The sequence below is a fragment of the Chryseomicrobium imtechense genome, from assembly GCF_041475995.1.
Taxonomy (GTDB): Bacteria; Bacillota; Bacilli; order Bacillales_A; family Planococcaceae; genus Chryseomicrobium; species Chryseomicrobium aureum.
Genome location: NZ_JBGOBM010000002.1, coordinates 257,699 through 279,090, shown reverse-complemented (window position 1 = coordinate 279,090; position 21,392 = coordinate 257,699). Strand labels below are relative to the sequence as shown.

The window sequence follows — 21,392 nt, the reverse complement described above, 5'->3', positions numbered from 1 at the left end:
TCGGCTCTCTACTTTTTTGCGTATATGCGTTTACCGTACCGTTCAAATAGCAGCGGGGCAAGTTGCGCAAGCTTTGCACCCGCACCAAGATGACCAGGTACTAGTACTTCTCCTTTTGGAGAGTCAAGCTGCTGCATGACAATGTCTCCCACTTGTTCAATTGAGAGAATGTGTTTTCCTAGCGCTTTTTTATAACCACCTGATTGATCTGTTTTATCGATAAAGGGTGTATCGATTGGTCCTGGCTGCACGATACTAACGTCCACTCCTGAGTCCATCAGCTCCATGCGAAGACCTTGAACGTAACCAGTTAACGCGTGTTTTGAGGCAGCATACACACTTGCTTTAGGTGAGGCCATTCGACCTGCTAGTGAACCGATGAAAAGTAACAGCCCCTTGTTCTTTTGTTGCATGAACGGACTATGGTAGCGAGCAAGCAACATCGGTAGTTCTACATTGATCACTAGCATTTCACGAATTTCCTCAGGTGTTAGCGTGTCGTGTGTTTTAAAAAATCCCACCCCCGCATTGATGACCACAACATCATAATCTGTTTCAAGTAATTCAAGTGGCCAGTCTGTCTGTTCATGTTGCAGCGTCATATTCCATGCCACCGCACGAACTCCGACTGTTTGTAAATCAGCAAGTGCCTCTGCATTACGCCCTGTTACCGTCACTTTGTATCCTCTTTTTACTAGTTGATGCGTGACGTAGAGACCAAGACCACTAGTACCGCCTGTCACTAGTACTTTTTTAGGCATTACGATAATAAATCACCCCTTCACTCGTCACTTCTTCTACTAGTGAAAGATCCGAAAGATAGTCGACTTGCCCGATTGTCTCAGACAGGGTCAATCCAAGTTCTTTTTCGTAAACTTTTGGAAAGAGACGCTTCGTCAATTCAAAGATGGAGAGTGATTCATCTCCTAGCAAAGTTTGGACGTGCATCGCTCTCTGATGCTGTCTCTCGAGGCGGTATGTAATGAGCGGGTGCACATCTTTTACAACATCTCCATGCCCACTGTAGATTTGCTCTACCGGATAATCGAGCATACGTTTTAAAGAAGCATTATACTGCAGCAATGCTTTCGGTCGTCCGGATGATTTTAAGAGGGGTGGTTCAATCAATGGATTCGAAGAAATATGTGCAATCACGTGGTCCCCACCGATCATCCAGTTTGTCTTTTCATTGTAAAAAGATAATTGACTTTGGGCGTGTCCAAGTGTTTCGAGCACCATGATGTCCGGATGTCCTGGTAACTTTTCACCGTCTTGAAGAATACCATCTAAAGGACGATTTCCCATCAATTGGATTGGTCGTCTCATCTTTTCAATCCATTGATGATAGTGTTCTGGAACGCCTTCCTCTTTTAATTGTTCAAGGTAGAAATCGTCGTGATAGGAAAAAAATGCTTGATCTCGTTTAAACCACACATCATTGTATGCATGACCCAGCAACGAGGCATTCTCAAAGAGCTCTGTCCAACCGGAATGGTCTGGATGATGATGCGTTAACACGACTTGTTCGATATCAGCTGGAGCCACGTTTAGATCTTTCAGCTGGGCCTCTAGTAGTTGCCTAGCTTGTTCCGTTTTTGGACCGACATCAAAAAGTGTCAAGGAGTCCCCTTTAAGCAAATAGCTGTGCACATCTCCAACAGCAAAAGGAGTCGGAAGTGTTAGTGTATGAATCATTTTGGGCCTCCTAAAATGAATGGTTATTCATAGTGTACTATGAATGCAATATGACGTCACTAGTAGCATTGACAAGTTAGACGGACAACTCTATAATTCGAATCATTATACTTGAGGAGGCGTTTTCCATGAAGATTGTGTTTTTTGGAGCTGGTGCAATGGCAGAAGCGATTATTAGCGGGTGGGTGAACTCTCCCAAACTTCCTCCTCTTTCGTTGTACGTGACCAATAAGAGTGATGATCAAGCGCTCACAGACCTACAAACAAAATACAAAATTGAGCTCATGAAAGATCATCCAACATGCTTAGAGGATGCAGAGTATGTTGTGCTTGCGATGAAGCCAAAAGATGCTCAGCAAGCCTTCCAGGCGATTCAGCCTCTGCTCCCAAAGCATGTAACTGTATTGTCGGTGATAGCTGGTATTGATTTAGAGGTCTTGACTCATGCCTTTCCTGGCCATCCAATTGTGCGTATTATGCCGAATACATCCGCTACTATTGGGAAAAGTGCTACGGTTATGAGTCACACGCCTACAGTTATAGAATCGAACTTACACTTTGTAAAAGCATTGTTTGAAGCAATTGGAACTGTCGAGGTAATGGAGGATGACCAGATGCATGCCGTGACTGCGTTATCAGGAAGCGGACCTGCTTACATCTACTTTGTCACCGAAGCATTGCAACATGCCGCACAGAAAATCGGTTTACCACAAGAGCAAGCGAACGCGCTGATCTTACAAACATTAGATGGAGCTGTAGCAATGCTGAAAGAGACAAATGAAAAACCCGCCACACTAAGAAAGCGTGTGACGAGTCCTGGTGGGACGACAGAAGCTGGGCTGAAACAAATGAAAGACCTAGGTCTCGATACGGCGATTGTAAAAGGCATTGAAGCAGCCTGTACACAATCTGCTCATTTAGGGGAAGTTGTAAAAGATTCAATGCTGCCATCGCGCAGCAGTTTGTAATGCATAAAATCAGATGCAATAAAAGATGGACAGCCGCTCTCTTTTAGTTCCGCTAAAAGAGACGGCTCGTTTTCATTTGTAAACCGTGCACTGATATGAGTTACGATTAAATGTTTCGCCTGCGCTTCGTTTGCCACTTGTGCCGCTTGTCGGAACGTCGAGTGCCCATAGTCTTGTGCCATTTTCTTCCCTGTATCGTCGAACGTTGCTTCATGCACGACGATGTCCGCCTCTTTAGCAAGTGCAATAGAGGATTCAGTGAAACGCGTGTCACCTAGAACAGTAACTGTAAATCCTGGTTTCGGTTGTGAAGTAACATCTCCACTTTTGACTACTCGCCCATCTTCTAGCACGATATCCTCCCCTGCTTTTAACCGTCCAAGTAGTGGACCTCTCGGCACGTGAAGTTCACGTACTTTTTCCATTAACAATGTCCCAGGCTGATCATTCTGTTCAATACGAAATCCATAACACGGAATGACATGATCCAATCGTTCTGTCAGGACTCGGAACTCCGTATCTTCAAACACCACACCCGGTTCGATTTCAATAATTTCAAGTGGATACGTCAAGTGAGTGCGAGAAAGTTTGAGTGACAACCGGATATACTCTTCGATTCCGCGTGGCCCATATACCGTGAGTTTTTCCGTACCACCAAGGAACGAGCGTGATCCAAGTAGGCCGGGTAAACCGTAAATATGATCTCCATGCATGTGTGTGATGAATATCTTTTCGATGCGCCGAGGTTTTAGTGACGTATACAAAAGCTGATGCTGCGTTGCTTCTCCACAATCAATCAGCCAGTATGTGCCCCGTTCTTCCACGAGATTGACAACAATAGAGGTCGTATTGCGTTGTTTAGACGGCATACCTGCACCGGTCCCAAGAAAAAGTAGTTCCATTCAATCGTCCTTCTTTCGCCTATGATCGTTTAAAAAGTCTTTACTAAAACTTGATGTAGAGCCAGTTTTCTTCTTTAGTTTAATTCCTTTTTGAATGCTTGTTTTCCCGTATTTCTTCTGCAAATCTTCTATAAGATTTCGGACAGGCTCTTCTTTAGCAATTTGTTCATACGATTCAAATGTCAACTGCTCGGTGATTTCACCGGGTTCTTTTAAATCCTGTACAGTCACTCCAACAAGTCGAACAGGCTCTTCGTTCCAAAGTTCTGTAAACAGCTGCTTGGAAATTCTTGCGATATCAGCTTTTTTATAAATGGATTCTCGAAATGTGCGACTTTTCGACTTGTTCTGCCAGTCGTGGTAGCGCACTTGAACGTTCACCACATAGCCGACGTAGCCTTTTTCTTTTAAACGGTCTGCCACTTTTGTCGAGAGTTGGTCGATGTGTGCAAAAAGCGCTAGTTTGGATGTTTCATCAATGGACAACGTTTTTGAGTTCCCAACACTTTTCCGCTCATAGACTGAGTCAGGATCCACCAGCCGTCTGTCAATTCCATGTGCGCGTCTCCATAGTTTTTCGCCGTGTTGACCAAGCATTTCTTGTACCTGTTTTTCAGATAAACGGGCAAGATCCCCAATTGTTTGGATGCCTTTGTCATTTAGCTTTTTTTCTGTCTTGTCACCAACACCATGCATCTCTCCTACTGCAAGTGGCCATAGTACTTGGGGAACATCGCGTTTGCGTAAAATCGTAATGCCCATGGGTTTTTTCATACCACTCGCCATCTTTGCTAGAAACTTATTGGGCGCAATACCAATACTGCATGGCAAGTCTAGCTCTCGCTTGATTCGATCTTGGATCGTATGCGCGAGTTGGATAGCCTGTGCCCCTTCTACGATATCTGTGACATCTACATACCCTTCATCAATTGAAACCGGTTCAACGAGGGAGGTATAGTCGCGCAAGATAGCAAACATGGCTTGTGAGGCGATTCTGTAGCGCTCAAATGTTGGTGTAACGAAAAGAAGCGAAGGGCATTTGCGCTTCGCTTCCCAAACGGGCATTGTTGTATAAATCCCGTAAGCTCGTGCTTCATAGGAACACGTGATGATGATACCTTTACGCTCTTTTGGGTTGCCGGCCACTGCGACTGGCTTCCCTTTCAAAGTGGGATCATAGGCCTGTTCAACAGAAGCGAAAAAACTATTCATATCCAGATGAAACAAAATTCTCGCCTGTTCGGCCATATGCTTTCCTCCTTTAGCGTTTGATTAGATGTGTCACAACATCTGCAAGCTTTTCTAGCTGAGCGATTGGCATCGACTCGTTTGTCGTATGGATTTCTTCATAGCCGACAGATAAGATAGCTGTCGGGATCCCAAGTCCATTGAATACATTGGCATCACTTCCGCCTCCGCTCCGTTTAATGGATACTGGAATTTCAAGTGCTTCAAATGAGTGTTTTGCGTAGCTGACCACTTCGTCTTGTTCACTGAAAGAGAATCCTGGATACATCAATTCTGTCTTCGTCTCCGCCGACGCACCAAGCGACGTTGCAGTCGTCTCGAATGTATCAACCATATGCTTTACCTGGGCATTTACTTTTTCTTCTGTCAGTGCACGGGCTTCTGATAAGATATGGACTTCCGGACAGACGATGTTCGTCGCCTTTCCACCTTCAAAACGACCGATGTTTGCTGTTGTTTCGTGGTCAATGCGACCAAGATTCATCGCACTGATGGATTTTGCTGCGACTGTAATTGCTGAAATCCCTTTTTCAGGTGCTACTCCAGCGTGTGCCGGTTTTCCGGTGATGGTCGTCCAGAGCTTTGCTTGGAAAGGTGCTGCAACGACAATACCGCCAACCTCTCCATCGCTATCGAGTGCATAACCAAAATCAGCATCGAGTAGAGATGGGTCCAGTGCTTTTGCCCCAACTAAGCCACTCTCTTCCCCAACGGTGATAACCACTTGCAACTGACCATGGTGTGCTTCCGATTCGTTCACGCGACGTAACGCTTCAAAAAGTGCTGCAATTCCCGCTTTGTCATCTGCTCCAAGAATCGTCTCACCTTCAGACACGATGCGGTCGCCCTCGCGTACTGCTTTGATGTCTACCCCTGGTGTCACGGTATCCATGTGCACGGAGAACAATAGTTTTGGTAATGCTGCGTCTCCTGGTTTTGTTGCAATCAAGTTTCCAGCACCGAAGCCTGTTTTTTCTTTTGCATCATCTTCTAGAACGGTAAATCCTAAGTCTCCAAGTTTTGTCTTTAAGACGGGTGCAATGATTTGTTCATTTCCAGTCTCTGATGGAATTTCAACAAGTTCAATAAATTCTTCGAGTAGTCGTGTCATGTGTCTCTCCTTACAACGGGATATTTCCGTGTTTTTTCTTTGGCCGTGTTTCTTTTTTCGTGCGCATCATCTCGAGTGCTTGAATAAGTTTGATACGTGTCTCACGTGGATCGATGACGTCATCTACCATACCCATAGATGCTGCTACGTAAGGATTCGCAAATTTCTCGCGGTATTCTTCGATTTTTTCAGCACGCGTTGCTTCTGGGTCTGGACTTCCTGCGATTTCACGCGCAAATATAATGTTCGCTGCACCATTTGGTCCCATTACGGCAATTTCTGCGTTTGGCCAAGCAAATACAACGTCGGCTCCGATAGATTTTGAATTTAAAGCTACGTATGCACCGCCATACGCTTTCCGTAAGATAACTGTAATTTTAGGAACGGTTGCTTCTGAGTACGCATATAGGATCTTCGCGCCGTGGCGAATAATCCCTCCGTGCTCTTGCTTGATGCCTGGGAAGAAACCCGTCACATCTTCAAATGTGATGAGTGGAATGTTAAATGAGTCACAGAAACGGATAAAGCGCGCAGCTTTATCGGATGAATCGATGTCAAGTCCTCCAGCCATCACTTTGGGTTGGTTACAGATCAGTCCGACCGTTTCGCCTTTAATCCGTGCGAATCCAACTACGATGTTCCGCGCAAATTCTGATTGCACTTCTAAGAACGAATCGGCATCGACCACTTGCTCAAGAACGCGGCGAATATCGTACGGACGAATTGCTTCAAACGGTACGATATCAGCAAGGTCTGGACGCTCATCCGATTCTGGTTGTGTTTCCATGATTGGCGTCTTTTCTTCATTGTTCTGTGGCAAGTATGTAAGCAATTTTCGTACTTCTGCCAGCACTTCTTCTTCTGTAGCACCACGGAAATGCGCATTCCCGCTGATTGTGTTATGTACTTTTGAACCACCCAGGTCTTCTGAGGAAATCTTTTCGCCAGTAACTGTTTCGATTACTTTAGGTCCAGTGATAAACATTTGGCTTGTTTTATCTGTCATAAACACAAAGTCAGTGATTGCAGGCGAATAGACAGCCCCACCCGCACATGGGCCTAAGATGACAGAAATTTGAGGAATAACACCTGAATAGATCGCATTGCGATAGAAAATCTGACCGTATCCATCAAGTGAAACTACGCCTTCTTGAATACGAGCCCCGCCAGAATCATTGAGTCCGATGAATGGCGCTCCATTTTTCGCTGCAAGATCCATTACGTTTGCAATTTTAAGTGCATGCATCTCTCCAAGCGCACCGCCAAATACGGTAAAGTCTTGTGAGAACAAATAGACTGGTTTGCCAGCGACTTTACCATACCCTGTGACAACTCCATCTCCAGGTCCTTCAAGCTTGTCCATGCCGAAGTCGGTTGTTCGGTGTTTGATGAAAGGATTTAACTCTACAAATGTACCTTCATCGACTAATAAATCGATTCGCTCGCGCGCAGTTAATTTGCCTTTTTCGTGTTGTTTTTCGATGCGCTCATCGCCACCGCCAAGTTCAATCGTGCGTTTTCGGTCATACAATTCATTGATTTTATCGTACATATCCATTAGTTTTTCGCCTCCGACTGTTTTTCGCAAAGTTCATAAAGTACACCGTGAGAAGATTTTGGATGGATAAATGCAACTAGTGCTCCACCTGCTCCTACTTTCGGTTGTTCTTGAATGAGACGTACCCCGTTGTCTTTCAAGTCATTCAGTCTAGCTTGAATAGATTCTACTCCAAACGCAATATGGTGCATGCCTGGACCTTTCTTTTCCAAAAAGCCATGGATAGCACTGCTTTCAGATAATGGTTCGAGTAATTCCAATTTCAAGTTGCCCGCATCAAGGAAGGCCACTTTCACTTGCTCACTTTGAACTTCTTCGACTCTCAGCAGTGGAAGCCCTAATGTTTCTATATAGTATGGAAGCGCTTCATCAATTGAATGAACTGCAATTCCAATGTGATCGACTTTTTTCATCCTCGTCATCCCCTTTCACACTTATCTTCTATTGTAGCGATTTCAAAAAAGGTTGGCTACCTCTTTTGTGTCTGATAAAATAAGGGTAGTCAACTAGAGGAGCGATGTTTGGATGCGAAATGAAACCTTTCGAAAAGTTATTATTTACTTGATGATCATTACAATGTTATTATCGACGTTTGTATTTGGGTTAAGTTTTCTACTTTAAGATGTGGAGAACGCCACTCTAGAAACTCCGAGGAAATCCGGCGTGCCCGTGAAGGCGTTTTTCAGCCTTTGCGGGTGCGACGGATTCCGCAGTGTGTTTCTGGCGTTTGCAACTCGATTTCATCAATGGCAGTGGCTATAGGTTCTAAAAGAGAAAAATCAGTATCTCCTCTTGAAATTTAAAGAGGAGATATTTTTTTAGTTATTGACGTTGAGACTTGGCATACACATTAGAAATTAGTTTCCATAACATGACTTCGGTAGATTAAAATTGATTTCGGTAGAATAAATCGTGATTTGGGTAGAATAAATTTCACTTTCAGCCGATGAACGACCGCTCAGTTTCCTAAACTAGAAAAAGCGCTAAAGCCCCTCATAAATAGAGACTTCAACGCTTTTCAAATAGTCCTACTTAACTTAATACTCTTCGCAGTGTTCTTCAAATAAACCTTGCAAGTTTGCAATCACACTCATCGGGTCGTGGCCTTCAATTTCATGACGGCCTACTTCCGCTACCATCTGTCCGTCTTTTACAAGTACGAAAGATGGAGAAGATGGCAAATGCTCGTCGCCAAACTTATCACGTGCGTAGAATGTTGCTTCTTTGTCTTGTCCTGCGAATACTGTCACTAAGTGATCTGGACGACGATCATAGTGTACTGCATGTGTTGCTGCTGGACGTGCAATACCGCCCGCACATCCACATACTGAATTCACCATGAAAAGAGTCGTACCCGGGCGTTCTAAAGCGCGGTCCACATCCTCAGGTGTACGTAATTGTTCATAGCCTGCTGCATCCATCTCGTTACGTGCTGTTGTAACGATTTCATTCATATATAGGTTAAAATCCATACTCATCGTGTAAACACTCCTTTATAGCTGTATTGTATCAGACTTTTGGTCACTTTAAGAAGTAAAAAGTTTAGCGAGTGCTTGTTCAATGGTAAGTTCGGAGTCTGCCACTTGCTTCTCAAGCTCTTTCATCTTCTGCTTCTTTGTCCCATCTGAAAAGAAACGACGGACAAGTTCATCCGTCACGGAGTTTTGAAACCATTCCCGTTGTTGCGACGCACGCCGCGCTGCAAATCGTCCCGATTCATTCGTCATTTGTTGAAATTCTTGAATCATCGACCAGACATCCTCTAATCCCGTTCGCTTATACGAAGATACTGGGAGAGCTCTTGGTGTCCAGCCTTCCGTCGCAGGTTGGATAAAATGCAAAATCTGTTTATACTCCGCAACGGTTTTTTTCGCAAATGCTTCGTTCGGTCCATCTGCTTTATGCACAACAATGGCGTCTGCAAGCTCCATAATCCCTTTTTTCATCCCTTGCAACTCATCTCCTGCGCCGGTTAACGTCAAAAGCAAGAAAAAATCGGTCATACCACGGACAGTCGTCTCGGATTGACCGACCCCAACTGTTTCAATCAGCACAATATCAAACCCAGCCGCTTCACATAGCAGCATGGTCTCTCGACTTTTCTTGTGAACACCGCCTAGCGTTCCTGAAGTAGGCGAAGGACGGACAAAAGCATTGGGCTCTTTGACGAGTTGCTCCATCCGCGTCTTATCACCCAGAATGCTTCCACCAGAACGGGAAGAAGTAGGATCAATGGCTAGAACTGCCACACGGTGGCCTTCATCACAAAGCATTTTGCCAAACGTTTCAATGAACGTGCTTTTCCCTGCACCTGGCACACCGGTAATCCCAATTCGTAGAGATTGTCCAGATTTCGGGAGAACGGTTTGTAAGAGCGTCTGGGCTAGCTCATGGTCTTGATTGCGCTGGCTTTCAAGCAATGTGATTCCTTTTGCAAGGGCGATGCGGGAACCTGCTAAAATATCATCCGCAAGTTGCACCACATCAATTGGTTTATCGATTTTTTTTACAAACTTTTTCATGAAGAAACTCCGGTTTCTTCATAGCCGAGTTGACGGTAAATTTCTTCAATCACTTTCTGAGCAGCGACGGGGATAACTGTTCCCGGTCCAAAAATAGCGGATGCTCCGTTTTCGAGTAAGAATGCGTAATCTTGACTTGGAATAACGCCGCCGACAACGAGTAAAATGTCTTCACGGCCAAGCTTTTTCAATTCTTCTTTTAATTCCGGTACAAGTGTTAAGTGACCTGCAGCGAGTGAACTAACACCAATCACGTGTACATCATTTTCAACTGCTTGTAACGCTGTTTCTTCAGGTGTCTGGAACAGTGGCCCCATATCAACGTCGAACCCGAGATCCGCAAATGCTGTCGCGATTACTTTCGCGCCACGGTCATGTCCATCTTGTCCCATCTTAGCAATCATAATTCGCGGGCGTCGACCTTCATTTTCTAAGAAATCTTCTGCCATTTGTTTCACGTCATCTACTTCTTGTGCTTCTAAATAATTGGAGCTGTACACGCCACTGATGGAACGAATAATTGCTTTGTGACGACCGGACACTTCTTCAATTGCGTCGGAAATCTCTCCAAGAGTCGCCCGGTGACGCGCAGCTTCCACAGCATATGCTAACAGGTTGCCTTCACCCGACTTCGCAACATCTGTTAAAGCAACTAGTGCTTGCTGGACAGCTTGTTCATCGCGAGTCTGACGAACACGTGCAAGACGCTCAATTTGAGATTTGCGTACAGCTGTATTGTCGATTGCTAAAATATCGATTGGGTCTTCTTTATCTAATCTACGATAGTTGACACCGACAATTTTTTCCTGCTTCGAATCAATCTGAGCTTGGCGAATTGCAGCAGCTTCTTCAATCTTCATTTTAGGAAGACCTGTTTCAATTGCTTTAGCCATTCCACCTAGACCCTCAATCTCTTCGATATGCGCCCATGCTTTTTTGATTAATTCATCTGTAAGGGACTCTACATAGTAAGAACCGCCCCAAGGATCAATGATAGACGTCATCTTTGCTTCTTCTTGTAAGAACAGTTGCGTATTGCGTGCAATGCGCGCAGAGAAGTCTGTAGGGAGTGCAATCGCTTCATCCAGCGCATTCGTGTGAAGAGATTGCGTATGCCCCATTGCTGCGGCATTCGCTTCAAGAAGTGTGCGCGTCACGTTATTGAATGGATCTTGCTCTGTTAAACTCCAACCCGACGTTTGCGAGTGCGTGCGTAGTGCCAATGATTTTTCGTTTTTCGGGTTAAACTGTGCAAGTAACTCCGCCCAGATGTGACGAGCAGCGCGCATCTTGGCTACTTCCATGTAGTAGTTCATGCCAACTGCCCAGAAGAACGATAAGCGGGGTGCAAAGCGGTCAATGTCCATACCTGCCGCTAAACCTGTTCGCACATATTCCAGTCCATCTGCGAGTGTATAGGCAAGCTCGATGTCCGCAGTCGCCCCTGCTTCTTGCATGTGATAACCGGAAATTGAAATCGAATTGAATTTTGGCATGTGCTGAGATGTGAATGCGAAAATATCCGCAATGATTTTCATCGACATTTCAGGTGGATAGATGTACGTATTACGAACCATGTACTCTTTCAAAATGTCATTTTGAATCGTTCCTGTTAGCTGCTCAGGAGTAACGCCTTGTTCCTCCGCGGTCACAATGAAAAATGCAAGAATTGGAAGAACTGCTCCGTTCATCGTCATCGAAACAGACATTTGATCTAATGGAATTCCATCAAATAAGATTTTCATGTCTTCCACTGAGTCAATGGCAACCCCGGCTTTTCCTACGTCTCCTTTTACACGTGCATGATCCGAGTCATATCCGCGGTGCGTCGCAAGGTCAAATGCTACAGAAAGTCCTTTTTGCCCCATCGCCAAATTACGACGATAAAACGCATTACTTTCTTCAGCTGTTGAGAATCCTGCGTATTGACGAACCGTCCATGGTTTTGTAACGTACATCGTTGGATACGGTCCACGGGTAAATGGCACCATTCCAGGGAAATCATTCACATGCTTCACTGCTTGTAGGTCCGCTTCTGTGTAGACAGGCTTGATAGAGATTCCTTCGTTTGTTTTGATTGTCATTTGACTTCCCCCTGACCTTTGAAGACTGCAACAAGTTCTGATCCTTTTTCTAGAAGTGACTGTCCAGCATAAATCGCTCCTTGCACTCCGTATTCTCTCCATGCCGCAAGCTTTGGATGATTGCCTGCAACGTTCAGTGTTCCCTCAAAAGAGTGTCCACTCTCTACAAAGGCTTCACTATCTTCATCTGTTCCTGCAACTACTGCATATACGTATGCATCATGTACCTGATGGAACGTTTCTACATCGATGACTTGTGCATCCCAGCCATAGACGGAAAGCACACCTTTGATATAATCTACTCGCGCTTTGGATGCTTTATACTCTCCGGCTTGAATGATAACAACTTTATCACTGTAGGAGTGTAACTCATTTCTTAGTTTCTCAAATGGTTCTGCAAGACGCTTATAGCCATGATCAGACACACTAGTACCTGCGACATCTACAGGGTTTGCGTACGATGTTGTTCCAATCAATGCTTGTTTGCGTTTCGCAAGACGCTCAAGCTGGAAAGTAAACGATGCTTGTGCACGATCTGCAAACCACTGTGCGCGTTCTTCAACAGAAAGCTCAACAGTTTGTAAAAATAGTGTCCAGGCTTCATTGGCCAATTGATCTGTCAAACTCTCAACTGCGTATGCTCCTGCTGAAGGGTCTTGGACAGCCGTTACAAAACTTTCATGACGAATGACTTCGACAACATTTTCTGCGAGGCGCTCGCTTGTAGCTGTAGCTCCTGTCAATTCGTCATATGGATAAACTGCGACCGCATTAGCGCCTCCGATGACTGCAGAAAATGCGCTGTTTGCACTACGAAGCAAATTAACAGGTGGGTCGTAAAGTGAATACGAACGGAGTGATGTTTCCGCATATATATGTAAAGTCGTTGGTTCTACTTTTCGCGCATGACAAAATGCATGCCAAACAAGACGTGCCGCTCGTAACTTTGCAATTTCCATAAAGAAATGCGTATCTACTGCGAATCCGACTTGTGACGGCAACTGATGATGCGTCTCTGTAAAATCATGAGCAGCAGTTAAAAACGCCACTAATTCGGTAATAGCGTCAGCGCCTTCTCGGTGTACAGGACGTGTGTCCACTTCTATAGAATCTAGTGGTTTAGTAAAGGTCGCTACCTGACTATTCCAGATTGTATGCAAAGTAGAAGCTTGTTCTCTCAACTTGTCTGTCCGCTCAAAATAAAGAGGCTCTATAGAAATACCTTCTGGTGTTTGCGTTGTCAGTACACGCCAGTCTTTCCCTTTTAATGAATCCGTCACCAGCTGCTTCCAGTCGTTAGCAGTTGGTTGTTCCCTGTTGTCTACCATTATCCGTTCCTCCCCGTGAATCCGTTTCCATTCCACTTTCTAGTGTACTAGATTTTTTCGAGATAAACAAAAAGTCGTCCAAAAAATTGGACGACTTCGACATCTTAATAAACAGATGTGTTTTCTTTAGTCATGTTTTCTAAAATCTCTTTTACTCGCGCTAAGAAGCGTCCGCAAACGAGACCGTCAAGCACACGGTGATCTAGTGATAGACACAAGTTGACCATGTCACGCGCAGCAATCATACCGCCGTCCATAATCACTGGACGCTTTACGATGGATTCCACTTGAAGAATTGCAGCTTGTGGGTAGTTGATGATTCCCATAGACTGAACAGAACCAAATGAACCGGTATTGTTCACTGTAAATGTTCCACCTTGCATATCGTCTGATTTCAATTTACCTGCACGGACTTTGCCTGCAAGTTCATTGATTTCACGTGCGATGCCTTTGATTGTTTTTTCATCCGCATGTTTGATAACAGGAACGTAAAGAGCATCTTCCGTAGCGACTGCGATGGAGATATTGATGTCTTTTTTCTGAATAATCTTGTCCCCAGCCCACATCGAGTTCATCATTGGGAATTCTTTCAATGCTTGTGCAACAGCTTTTACGAAGAACGCAAAATACGTGACATTGAAGCCTTCTTTTTGTTTGAACTCAGTTTTGATCGAGTCACGGTACTGAACAAGGTTCGTCACGTCGACTTCAATCATCGTCCAAGCATGTGGCGCCTCATGTTTACTGCGTAACATGTTTGCTGCAATCGCTTTACGGATACCCGTAACCGGAATTTCAACATCACCAGGTAAAGTTGGGATGTCTTGTTTCGGTGCAGCAGCCGTCGTTTGCGCAGCAGGAGTAGACTTTGGTGCTTCTTCTACTGGTGCAGCAACTGGCGCTTCTTTTGCTTGTGGTAGTTCACCTGAATCAATGATTTTTTGAAGGTCTTTACGCGTGATGCGGCCTTCTTTCCCAGATCCTTCGACCAAACTTAAGTCGATGCCATGTTCGCCTGCCATTTTTAACACAGCAGGTGAGAAGCGACCAGCACCCGCTGGACGTTCTGCTTTTGCAGGGGCTGCTTTAGATTGCTCTTGTTGTGGTGCAGATTTAGACTCCTCTTTCGGTTGTTCGCTTGTTTTTTCAGCTGGCGCTTCTTCGGTCCCGCCACCTTCTGTTTCGATCGTACATACGACTTCACCAACAGCCAAAGTATCTCCTTCAGCAGCAATTAATTCTTTGATAACACCCGTGAACGAAGATGGGATTTCAGCAGTTACTTTATCTGTATTCACTTCAGCTAGTGGATCGTACTTGTTTACGTGATCTCCAGGAGAGACGAGCCACTTTTCAATCGTACCTTCTGTAACACTCTCGCCAAGCTGAGGCATTTTAATTTGTTCAAGTGCCATGTAAAGACCTCCTTGTTAGAATTCTGCAAGCTCACGCATTGCTTTTTCAACTTTATCTGGATTGATCATGAAGAACTTCTCCATCGTTGGTGCATATGGCATTGCTGGAACATCTGGTCCTGCAAGGCGCTGAACAGGAGCATCAAGATCAAATAAGCAGCTTTCAGCGATGATTGCTGCGACCTCTGACATGATACTTCCTTCCTTGTTATCTTCTGTTACAAGTAATACTTTACCCGTTTTCGATGCCGCTTCGATGATCCCCTCTTTATCCAGTGGATAGACTGTACGAAGGTCGACTACGTGTGCAGAGATGCCGTCTTTTTCTAAGCGTTCTGCTGCTTGTAGTGCAAAGTGAACCGCTAATCCGTAAGTGATGACCGTAATGTCTTCTCCTTCACGCTTCACATCCACTTTTCCGATTTCGATTGTATAGTCTTCTGTCGGAACTTCACCTTTGATCAAACGATACGCACGTTTGTGCTCAAAGAATAGCACTGGATCCTCGTCGCGAATCGCAGCTTTTAACAAGCCTTTTGCATCGTAAGGTGTAGAAGGAATGACAATTTTAAGTCCTGGTTGGTTTGCAAAGACCGCTTCAACAGATTGTGAATGATACAGTGCACCGTGAATGCCTCCACCAAAAGGAGCACGAATAACCATTGGACATGTCCAGTCATTGTTTGAACGATAGCGAATACGCGCTGCTTCAGAGATAATTTGGTTCACAGCTGGCATGATGAAATCTGCAAACTGCATCTCTGCGATTGGACGTAGTCCGTACATCGCTGCACCAATTCCGACACCTGCGATTGCTGATTCAGCAAGTGGTGTATCAAGAACGCGGTATTCTCCGAATTGATCATATAAACCATTTGTAGCTTTGAATACGCCACCTTTACGGCCAACATCTTCTCCAAGAACGAATACGCGCTCATCGCGTTCCATTTCTTCTTTCATTGCAAGTGTGATGGCATCGATATAAGACATAATCGGCATTAGTTGTCGCCTCCTTGCTCAGCATATACATGTTTCAGTGCATCTTCTGGAGCCGCATACGCTGCGTTTTCAGCGTAATCTGTAGCTTCATTGACTTCCTTCATGATGCGGTCGTTTAATTCTTTTTCAGACTCATCTGTTAAGACGCCGTTTTCTTTTAAGTACGCTGCAAATGAAAGGATAGGATCAAGTTTTTTACCTTCTGCAATCTCTTCAGCAGATTTGTACTGGCGATCATCGTCATCGGATGAGTGCGCCGTTAAACGGAATGTCACAGCTTCGATTAGAGAAGGACCTTCCCCATTACGTGCACGTTCTACTGCTTCTTTTGTAACACGGTAGACTTCGATTGGGTCTTTCCCGTCTACTTCAAAACCAGGCATTCCATAAGCGATTGCACGATCCGCAATATTTTTACTAGCGACTTGGCGATCAAAAGGTACCGAAATCGCGTATTTATTGTTTTCTACCATTGTGATACATGGCAATTTATGAACGCCCGCAAAGTTCAATCCTTCGTGGAAATCGCCTTGGTTTGAAGAACCTTCTCCAAGTGTTACGAAAGAAACAAAATCTTTCTTTTCAATTTTTGCTGCAAGTGCGACACCTACTGCATGCGGTAACTGTGTCGTTACAGGAGAAGAACCTGTTAGGATTCGGTTTTTCTTCTGTCCAAAGTGACCCGGCATTTGGCGACCGCCAGAGTTTGGATCTTCCGCTTTCGCGAAAGCCGAAAGCATTAAATCACGTGCTGTCATACCAAAATGCAAGACAACACCCATATCGCGATAATACGGTGCAATGTAATCTTTATCAGTATCTAGTGCATAGGCTGCTCCTACTTGAGCGGCTTCTTGTCCTTGACATGAAATAACAAATGGAATTTTACCTGCACGGTTGAGTAACCACATACGCTCATCAATACGGCGTGCCAGTAGCATTGTTTCGTACATTTTCAACACATCGTCGTTTGTTAGACCGACTTCTTCATGACGTGTAGACATTTGATTTCCCCCTTTTAACTATGAATGGCTTTTCCATCGACTGCTAATGCTGCTTCACCCATGATTTCAGATAGTGTTGGGTGTGGGTGAATAGTTGAACCAATTTCCCATGGAGTCGCATCTAATACCATTGCTAGACCTGCTTCAGAGATTAAGTCTGTCGCGTGCGGTCCAATCATGTGTACGCCTAAAATATCATTTGTATCTTTATCAGCAATAATCTTTACAAAACCATCTGATTCACCGTAGACAAGTGCTTTTCCGATAGCTTTGAATGAGAATTTTCCAGTTTTGATGTTGTAGCCACGCTCTTTAGCTTGTGCTTCCGTCATCCCAACGCTTGACGCTTCAGGGTTTGAGTAAACACAACGAGCAACTTTTTCAGTTTCCATCGCGTGCACGTCTTCCCCTGCAATATGCTCGACAGCAGTGATTCCTTCGTGACTCGCCACGTGTGCAAGTTGAAGACCTCCGATAACATCTCCGATTGCGTAGATGTGCGACTCTTTTGTTTGATACGTGTCTGATACTTGAACGAATCCATTCTCAACTACAATATCTGTGTTTTCGATACCAATTTTTTCGACATTTGCTTGGCGACCAACGGACACTAGCATTTTTTCTGCTTGGAAGCTCTGCATTTCGCCTTTGATTTCAGCTTCGATAGTGACACCATTGTCTACTTTCAACGTCTCTGAGACCACTTTCGCTGAAGTAACGATCGTGATACCTTTTTTCTCAAGAATTTTTTTCATTTCTTTAGAAATGGCATCATCTTCAGTAGGAATAATACGGTCCGCATACTCAATGACTGTGACTTCTACACCAAAATCATGTAGCATTGATGCCCATTCAATTCCAATGACGCCACCGCCAACGATGATGATTGACTTTGGAAGTTCTGTCATTTCGAGCGCTTCATCCGACGTCATCACGAATTCTTTATCGATTGTAAGTCCAGGCAATGTACGTGGACGAGAACCCGTTGCCAAGACGACATTTTTCGGGATCAGCATTTCATTTTCTTCTCCATTATTCATTTCAACAGAAATCGTTCCACCTGGAGATGGACTGAAAATAGAAGGTCCGAGCATACGACCTGTGCCCTCATATACATCGATTTTGCCTTTTTTCATCAATCCTTGTACACCTTGATGCAATTGATCGACAATCGATTGTTTGCGTTTTTGCACTGCGCTGAAATCAAGTGTGACGTCACTCGTGATGACACCAAATTCATGCGCCCGATCCTTCGCTGTATGATACACCTCTGCAGAGCGTAATAGGGCTTTACTCGGAATACAGCCTTTATGCAAGCATGTTCCTCCAAGCTTTCCTTTTTCAACAATGGCAGTTTTTAGTCCAAGTTGAGCTGCGCGAATAGCGGCTACGTAGCCACCCGTTCCACCGCCTAGTATGACGATATCATATTCTTGTGCCATGCAATCCCTCCTCTAGTTCGGATAATTCTTCGGTTGTTCTTCTCCACTCAATACGCGGTAGGCTCCTTCTGCAAGAGCCTGCAATTCATCTTCTCCTGGATAGGTCACGACATCTGCAATCCAGCTTATACGATCTGCAATTTCAGCGACAAATGCTTTGCCATATGCAAGTCCACCTGTTAATAAAATGGCATCGACTTTTCCAGACAATACAGCACTTTGCGCACCGATTTCTTTTGCGACTTGATACGCCATCGCGTCATAAATCAATTTTGCCTCTGTGTCGCCGGCCTCAATTCGTTTCTCAACGGTCACGGCGTCATTTGTACCTAGATAGCTTACGAGACCACCTTGACCTACAATCATTTTCATAATTTCATGTTGGTAGTATTGACCGGAATAACACATCTCGACTAGATCTCCAATTGGAACACTGCCTGCACGTTCTGGACTAAATGGTCCATCTCCGTGTAGTCCATTGTTAACGTCGATTACTCGGCCGTTATGGTGTGTTCCGACCGTGATTCCGCCGCCCATATGCACAACAATTAATGAGAGTGCGTCATATGGTTTGCCAATTTCTTTTGCATAGCGTCTTGCGACAGCTTTTTGATTAAGCGCATGAAAAATTGAGCGACGTTCAAGTTTTGCAGTTCCTGAGATACGTGCTAAGTCCTGCAGTTCATCGACCACTACTGGGTCAACAATGAATGCCGGGATATTCAACCCCTTTGCAATCTCATTGGCAATGATACCTCCAAGATTCGAAGCATGTTGACCCGAATAGCCGGCACGTAAATCTTCTAACATTTGGTCGTTGACGGCATATGTACCGCCTTCGATTGGACGTAATAGTCCTCCCCGCCCACAGACTGCTGAGAGTCGGGAAATATTCATTTGTTCTTCATCCAATGCCTGTAAGATCATCTCTTTCCGAAAGGCATACTGATCGATGATAGATGGAAATTTTTCAATTTCATCTGTGTTGTGACGAATCGTTTTTTCAAAAAGTAACGTTTCATTCTCATAGATACCGATCTTCGTGGAGGTCGAACCTGGATTTAGAACTAGGATACGATAAGGTTCCATTGCAATAGCCTCCTCTTTTTTGCTTATCGGTTTGTTAATGAATGTTTACCATTTTGTAAGAATTGGCGACGTGATTTTGCCATACGTGCGATACGGTCTTCTGCCAGACGGTCAGCCGCAGCGTATGAAGCGATGCCTTCTTTTTTAGAGATTTCAAAAATACGAGCAATTGTGTCATAGATTCCTTCAACGCGTTTCATAGCACGCTCACGGTTGTAACCATTTAACTCGTCAGCTACGTTCATAACACCACCTGAGTTGATTACATAATCCGGTGCATACACGATACCCAGTTCGTTCAGCTTGTCACCGTGGCGTGGCTCTTTTAATTGGTTATTTGCAGCTCCTGCAACAACTTTTGCTTTTAATTGTGGAATTGTTTCATCATTGATGATGGCACCAAGCGCACATGGAGCAAAAATGTCCACATCTTGTGAGTAGATCTCAGACACGTCTACTTGTGTTGCACCGAATTCATTAACAGCACGGTCTACAGAGGCTTGATTGATATCTGCAACTGTTAAGATAGCACCTTCTTCGTGTAGGAATTCACATAATTTGTACGCTACGTTTCCGACACCTTGTACCGCTACTTTTTTACCTGCAAGAGAATCTGAACCAAATGCTTCCATAGCTGCTGCTTTCATCCCCATGTAAACGCCGTAAGCCGTAACTGGTGATGGGTTTCCTGAAGAGCCGAATGCTGGTGAGATACCTGTTACATAATTTGTTTCTTCGTGGATCAAGTCCATGTCTGCAACTGTTGTACCGACATCTTCTGCTGTGATGTAACGACCATTTAGACCTTGAATGAAACGACCGAACGCACGGAACATCTCTTCGTTCTTATCTTTCAACGGATCACCGATAATAACTGTTTTTCCTCCACCAAGGTTTAAACCAGCTGCTGCATTTTTGTATGTCATCCCTTTTGCTAGACGAAGTGCATCTTCAATTGCTTCTTCTTCCGTAGCATAGTTCCACATACGAGTTCCACCAAGAGCTGGCCCAAGTGTTGTGTCATGAATTGCGATAATCGCTTTTAGTCCTGAAGTTTTGTCCTGACAGAAAATCAATTGCTCGTAATCGTAAGTCTCCATATATTTGAAAATTTCCATTTGTAATTCCTCCAATTAAGTGTTTTATATACTTGCAAGTGCGATTGAGTACAATTTACTTTCTGCACTATCAGCACGGGAAGTTAGTATGATTGGCACTTTCGCACCTTCAATGATGGCCCCAACTTTGGCGCGACCGAAATACATAAATGATTTGTACAAGACGTTGCCTGCTTCAATGTTCGGAACGAGCAAGATGTCTGCTTGTCCCGCTGAATCAGACGTAATGCCCTTTGCTTTCGCAGACGCAACAGAAATCGCATTATCAAACGCGAGTGGACCATCCACAATACATCCTTTAATTTGCCCACGTTGATACATCATAGTGAGTAGCGCTGCTTCCGTACTCGACGGCATCGAAGGATTCACAACTTCTACTGCACTGAGCGGGGCAACCACTGGTTCATGTAAGCCCATTCGATGTGCAACGGCCACTGCATTCACTAAGATATCTTTCTTTTGTTTCAAGTCCGGCGCAATATTCATAGCAGCGTCTGTGACAAACAATAAACGGTCAAACTCTGGAAACTCGAAGACAGCGACGTGTGAAATCGTTTTTCCTGTTTTTAACCCGTTGTCATCGCGCAGCACTTCACGTAGCAAAGATGCTGTGTCGATATGGCCTTTCATCAGTGCATCCGCGCGCCCATCACCTGCCGCTTTTACAGCTTCTCTGATAGCGACATGTGTAGATTTTACAGGATATACTTCACAGGCCCCTGACGCACTGACAAATTCAGGTAGTGCCGCACAATTCTCTTCAGTATCGACGAGTAAAAACCTGGCGAGCCCTAATTCAGTGGCTTGGCGAATCGCTTCTAACACTTCTGGATCGTTTGCACAGGCGACTGCGATTGTCTTCGTCGACTTCATTTGCACTAGTTCCTCAAATGATTTCATCCGAAATTC

20 protein-coding genes are annotated in these 21,392 nt (G+C 44.6%); 2 read left to right on the top strand and 18 right to left on the bottom strand.

Features of this window, described 5'->3' with window-relative positions:
- Nucleotides 1-8 precede the first annotated feature (8 nt).
- Nucleotides 9-761, bottom strand: coding sequence for an SDR family NAD(P)-dependent oxidoreductase (locus tag AB5N96_RS03030; protein WP_204589287.1), 753 nt, complete (start codon nt 759-761; stop codon nt 9-11).
- Nucleotides 754-1,695 (bottom strand): MBL fold metallo-hydrolase, encoded by a 942-nt coding sequence (locus tag AB5N96_RS03025; protein WP_392456637.1) that lies wholly within the window; start codon nt 1,693-1,695, stop codon nt 754-756. The genes AB5N96_RS03030 and AB5N96_RS03025 overlap by 8 nt, the downstream gene beginning before the upstream one ends.
- A 128-nt stretch (nt 1,696-1,823) precedes the next feature.
- On the opposite strand from AB5N96_RS03025, the gene proC reads away from it, so the two are divergent.
- The gene (gene proC, locus AB5N96_RS03020; RefSeq protein WP_499704608.1) at nt 1,824-2,663 is read left to right on the top strand and encodes a pyrroline-5-carboxylate reductase; all 840 of its coding nucleotides are present in this window, start codon (nt 1,824-1,826) and stop codon (nt 2,661-2,663) included.
- On the opposite strand, the gene rnz is transcribed toward proC, so the two are convergent.
- The 5 genes from rnz to mce are packed head-to-tail and all read right to left on the bottom strand — an operon-like array spanning nt 2,609 to nt 7,895.
- Entirely contained in the window at nt 2,609-3,565 is a 957-nt protein-coding gene (gene rnz, locus AB5N96_RS03015; RefSeq protein ID WP_392456644.1) for a ribonuclease Z, read from the bottom strand. The two genes, proC and rnz, sit on opposite strands and share 55 nt — an antisense overlap.
- The gene (locus AB5N96_RS03010) at nt 3,566-4,813 is read right to left on the bottom strand and encodes a DNA polymerase IV (protein WP_499704607.1); all 1,248 of its coding nucleotides are present in this window, start codon (nt 4,811-4,813) and stop codon (nt 3,566-3,568) included.
- 13 nt (nt 4,814-4,826) lie between these two features.
- Nucleotides 4,827-5,924, bottom strand: coding sequence for a M20/M25/M40 family metallo-hydrolase (locus tag AB5N96_RS03005; protein ID WP_499704606.1), 1,098 nt, complete (start codon nt 5,922-5,924; stop codon nt 4,827-4,829).
- 10 nt (nt 5,925-5,934) lie between these two features.
- Nucleotides 5,935-7,482, bottom strand: a complete 1,548-nt coding sequence (locus tag AB5N96_RS03000) for an acyl-CoA carboxylase subunit beta (RefSeq protein WP_204589293.1) — start codon at nt 7,480-7,482, stop codon at nt 5,935-5,937.
- Nucleotides 7,482-7,895 (bottom strand): methylmalonyl-CoA epimerase, encoded by a 414-nt coding sequence (gene mce, locus AB5N96_RS02995; protein ID WP_499704605.1) that lies wholly within the window; start codon nt 7,893-7,895, stop codon nt 7,482-7,484. Before mce ends, AB5N96_RS03000 begins: the two co-directional genes overlap by 1 nt.
- A 112-nt stretch (nt 7,896-8,007) precedes the next feature.
- Here mce and prli42 point away from each other — a divergent pair, with 112 nt between their 5' ends.
- Nucleotides 8,008-8,103 (top strand): stressosome-associated protein Prli42, encoded by a 96-nt coding sequence (gene prli42, locus AB5N96_RS02990; RefSeq protein ID WP_165767453.1) that lies wholly within the window; start codon nt 8,008-8,010, stop codon nt 8,101-8,103.
- A 416-nt stretch (nt 8,104-8,519) separates the two neighbouring features.
- Here prli42 and AB5N96_RS02985 read toward each other — a convergent pair whose 3' ends face one another.
- From AB5N96_RS02985 to AB5N96_RS02935, 11 genes are all read right to left on the bottom strand, one after another.
- Complete coding sequence (locus AB5N96_RS02985) at nt 8,520-8,960, bottom strand: BrxA/BrxB family bacilliredoxin (RefSeq protein WP_204589295.1); 441 nt, start codon at nt 8,958-8,960, stop codon at nt 8,520-8,522.
- Between the two features lie 48 nt (nt 8,961-9,008).
- On the bottom strand, nt 9,009-10,004 hold the full coding sequence (gene meaB / locus AB5N96_RS02980) for a methylmalonyl Co-A mutase-associated GTPase MeaB (RefSeq protein WP_499704604.1): 996 nt from the start codon (nt 10,002-10,004) through the stop codon (nt 9,009-9,011).
- Entirely contained in the window at nt 10,001-12,190 is a 2,190-nt protein-coding gene (gene scpA / locus AB5N96_RS02975) for a methylmalonyl-CoA mutase (protein WP_499704603.1), read from the bottom strand. Before scpA ends, meaB begins: the two co-directional genes overlap by 4 nt.
- Entirely contained in the window at nt 12,085-13,416 is a 1,332-nt protein-coding gene (locus tag AB5N96_RS02970; RefSeq protein WP_392453862.1) for a methylmalonyl-CoA mutase family protein, read from the bottom strand. The genes scpA and AB5N96_RS02970 overlap by 106 nt, the downstream gene beginning before the upstream one ends.
- Before the next feature lie 104 nt (nt 13,417-13,520).
- Nucleotides 13,521-14,831, bottom strand: a complete 1,311-nt coding sequence (locus tag AB5N96_RS02965) for a dihydrolipoamide acetyltransferase family protein (protein WP_204589299.1) — start codon at nt 14,829-14,831, stop codon at nt 13,521-13,523.
- Nucleotides 14,832-14,846: 15 nt separating this feature from the next.
- Entirely contained in the window at nt 14,847-15,830 is a 984-nt protein-coding gene (locus AB5N96_RS02960; protein ID WP_499704602.1) for an alpha-ketoacid dehydrogenase subunit beta, read from the bottom strand.
- Nucleotides 15,830-16,834 (bottom strand): thiamine pyrophosphate-dependent dehydrogenase E1 component subunit alpha, encoded by a 1,005-nt coding sequence (locus tag AB5N96_RS02955; RefSeq protein WP_204589300.1) that lies wholly within the window; start codon nt 16,832-16,834, stop codon nt 15,830-15,832. The genes AB5N96_RS02960 and AB5N96_RS02955 overlap by 1 nt, the downstream gene beginning before the upstream one ends.
- A gap of 14 nt (nt 16,835-16,848) precedes the next feature.
- Nucleotides 16,849-18,276 carry a dihydrolipoyl dehydrogenase gene (gene lpdA / locus AB5N96_RS02950; RefSeq protein WP_499704601.1) on the bottom strand — a complete coding sequence of 476 codons (1,428 nt, stop codon included), beginning with the start codon at nt 18,274-18,276 and terminating at the stop codon, nt 16,849-16,851.
- A 12-nt stretch (nt 18,277-18,288) separates the two neighbouring features.
- Nucleotides 18,289-19,365: a butyrate kinase gene (buk, locus tag AB5N96_RS02945; protein WP_499704600.1), complete on the bottom strand. Its 1,077-nt coding sequence runs from the start codon at nt 19,363-19,365 to the stop codon at nt 18,289-18,291.
- Nucleotides 19,366-19,388: 23 nt separating this feature from the next.
- The gene (locus tag AB5N96_RS02940) at nt 19,389-20,483 is read right to left on the bottom strand and encodes a Leu/Phe/Val dehydrogenase (RefSeq protein WP_392453866.1); all 1,095 of its coding nucleotides are present in this window, start codon (nt 20,481-20,483) and stop codon (nt 19,389-19,391) included.
- 24 nt (nt 20,484-20,507) lie between these two features.
- On the bottom strand, nt 20,508-21,383 hold the full coding sequence (locus AB5N96_RS02935) for a bifunctional enoyl-CoA hydratase/phosphate acetyltransferase (RefSeq protein WP_499704599.1): 876 nt from the start codon (nt 21,381-21,383) through the stop codon (nt 20,508-20,510).
- Nucleotides 21,384-21,392 lie beyond the last annotated feature (9 nt).

Excerpts from the sequence above, each read along its gene's own strand:
- AB5N96_RS03030 (WP_204589287.1), bottom strand. The coding sequence starts at position 761 with ATGCCTAAAAAAGTACTAGTGACAGGCGGTACTAGTGGTCTTGGTCTC.
- AB5N96_RS03025 (WP_392456637.1), bottom strand. The coding sequence starts at position 1,695 with ATGATTCATACACTAACACTTCCGACTCCTTTTGCTGTTGGAGATGTG.
- proC (WP_499704608.1), top strand. The coding sequence starts at position 1,824 with ATGAAGATTGTGTTTTTTGGAGCTGGTGCAATGGCAGAAGCGATTATT.
- rnz (WP_392456644.1), bottom strand. The coding sequence starts at position 3,565 with ATGGAACTACTTTTTCTTGGGACCGGTGCAGGTATGCCGTCTAAACAA.
- AB5N96_RS03010 (WP_499704607.1), bottom strand. The coding sequence starts at position 4,813 with ATGGCCGAACAGGCGAGAATTTTGTTTCATCTGGATATGAATAGTTTT.
- AB5N96_RS03005 (WP_499704606.1), bottom strand. The coding sequence starts at position 5,924 with ATGACACGACTACTCGAAGAATTTATTGAACTTGTTGAAATTCCATCA.
- AB5N96_RS03000 (WP_204589293.1), bottom strand. The coding sequence starts at position 7,482 with ATGGATATGTACGATAAAATCAATGAATTGTATGACCGAAAACGCACG.
- mce (WP_499704605.1), bottom strand. The coding sequence starts at position 7,895 with ATGAAAAAAGTCGATCACATTGGAATTGCAGTTCATTCAATTGATGAA.
- prli42 (WP_165767453.1), top strand. The coding sequence starts at position 8,008 with ATGCGAAATGAAACCTTTCGAAAAGTTATTATTTACTTGATGATCATT.
- AB5N96_RS02985 (WP_204589295.1), bottom strand. The coding sequence starts at position 8,960 with ATGAGTATGGATTTTAACCTATATATGAATGAAATCGTTACAACAGCA.
- meaB (WP_499704604.1), bottom strand. The coding sequence starts at position 10,004 with ATGAAAAAGTTTGTAAAAAAAATCGATAAACCAATTGATGTGGTGCAA.
- scpA (WP_499704603.1), bottom strand. The coding sequence starts at position 12,190 with ATGGAGAGAATACGGAGTGCAAGGAGCGATTTATGCTGGACAGTCACT.
- AB5N96_RS02970 (WP_392453862.1), bottom strand. The coding sequence starts at position 13,416 with ATGGTAGACAACAGGGAACAACCAACTGCTAACGACTGGAAGCAGCTG.
- AB5N96_RS02965 (WP_204589299.1), bottom strand. The coding sequence starts at position 14,831 with ATGGCACTTGAACAAATTAAAATGCCTCAGCTTGGCGAGAGTGTTACA.
- AB5N96_RS02960 (WP_499704602.1), bottom strand. The coding sequence starts at position 15,830 with ATGCCGATTATGTCTTATATCGATGCCATCACACTTGCAATGAAAGAA.
- AB5N96_RS02955 (WP_204589300.1), bottom strand. The coding sequence starts at position 16,834 with ATGTCTACACGTCATGAAGAAGTCGGTCTAACAAACGACGATGTGTTG.
- lpdA (WP_499704601.1), bottom strand. The coding sequence starts at position 18,276 with ATGGCACAAGAATATGATATCGTCATACTAGGCGGTGGAACGGGTGGC.
- buk (WP_499704600.1), bottom strand. The coding sequence starts at position 19,365 with ATGGAACCTTATCGTATCCTAGTTCTAAATCCAGGTTCGACCTCCACG.
- AB5N96_RS02940 (WP_392453866.1), bottom strand. The coding sequence starts at position 20,483 with ATGGAAATTTTCAAATATATGGAGACTTACGATTACGAGCAATTGATT.
- AB5N96_RS02935 (WP_499704599.1), bottom strand. The coding sequence starts at position 21,383 with ATGAAATCATTTGAGGAACTAGTGCAAATGAAGTCGACGAAGACAATC.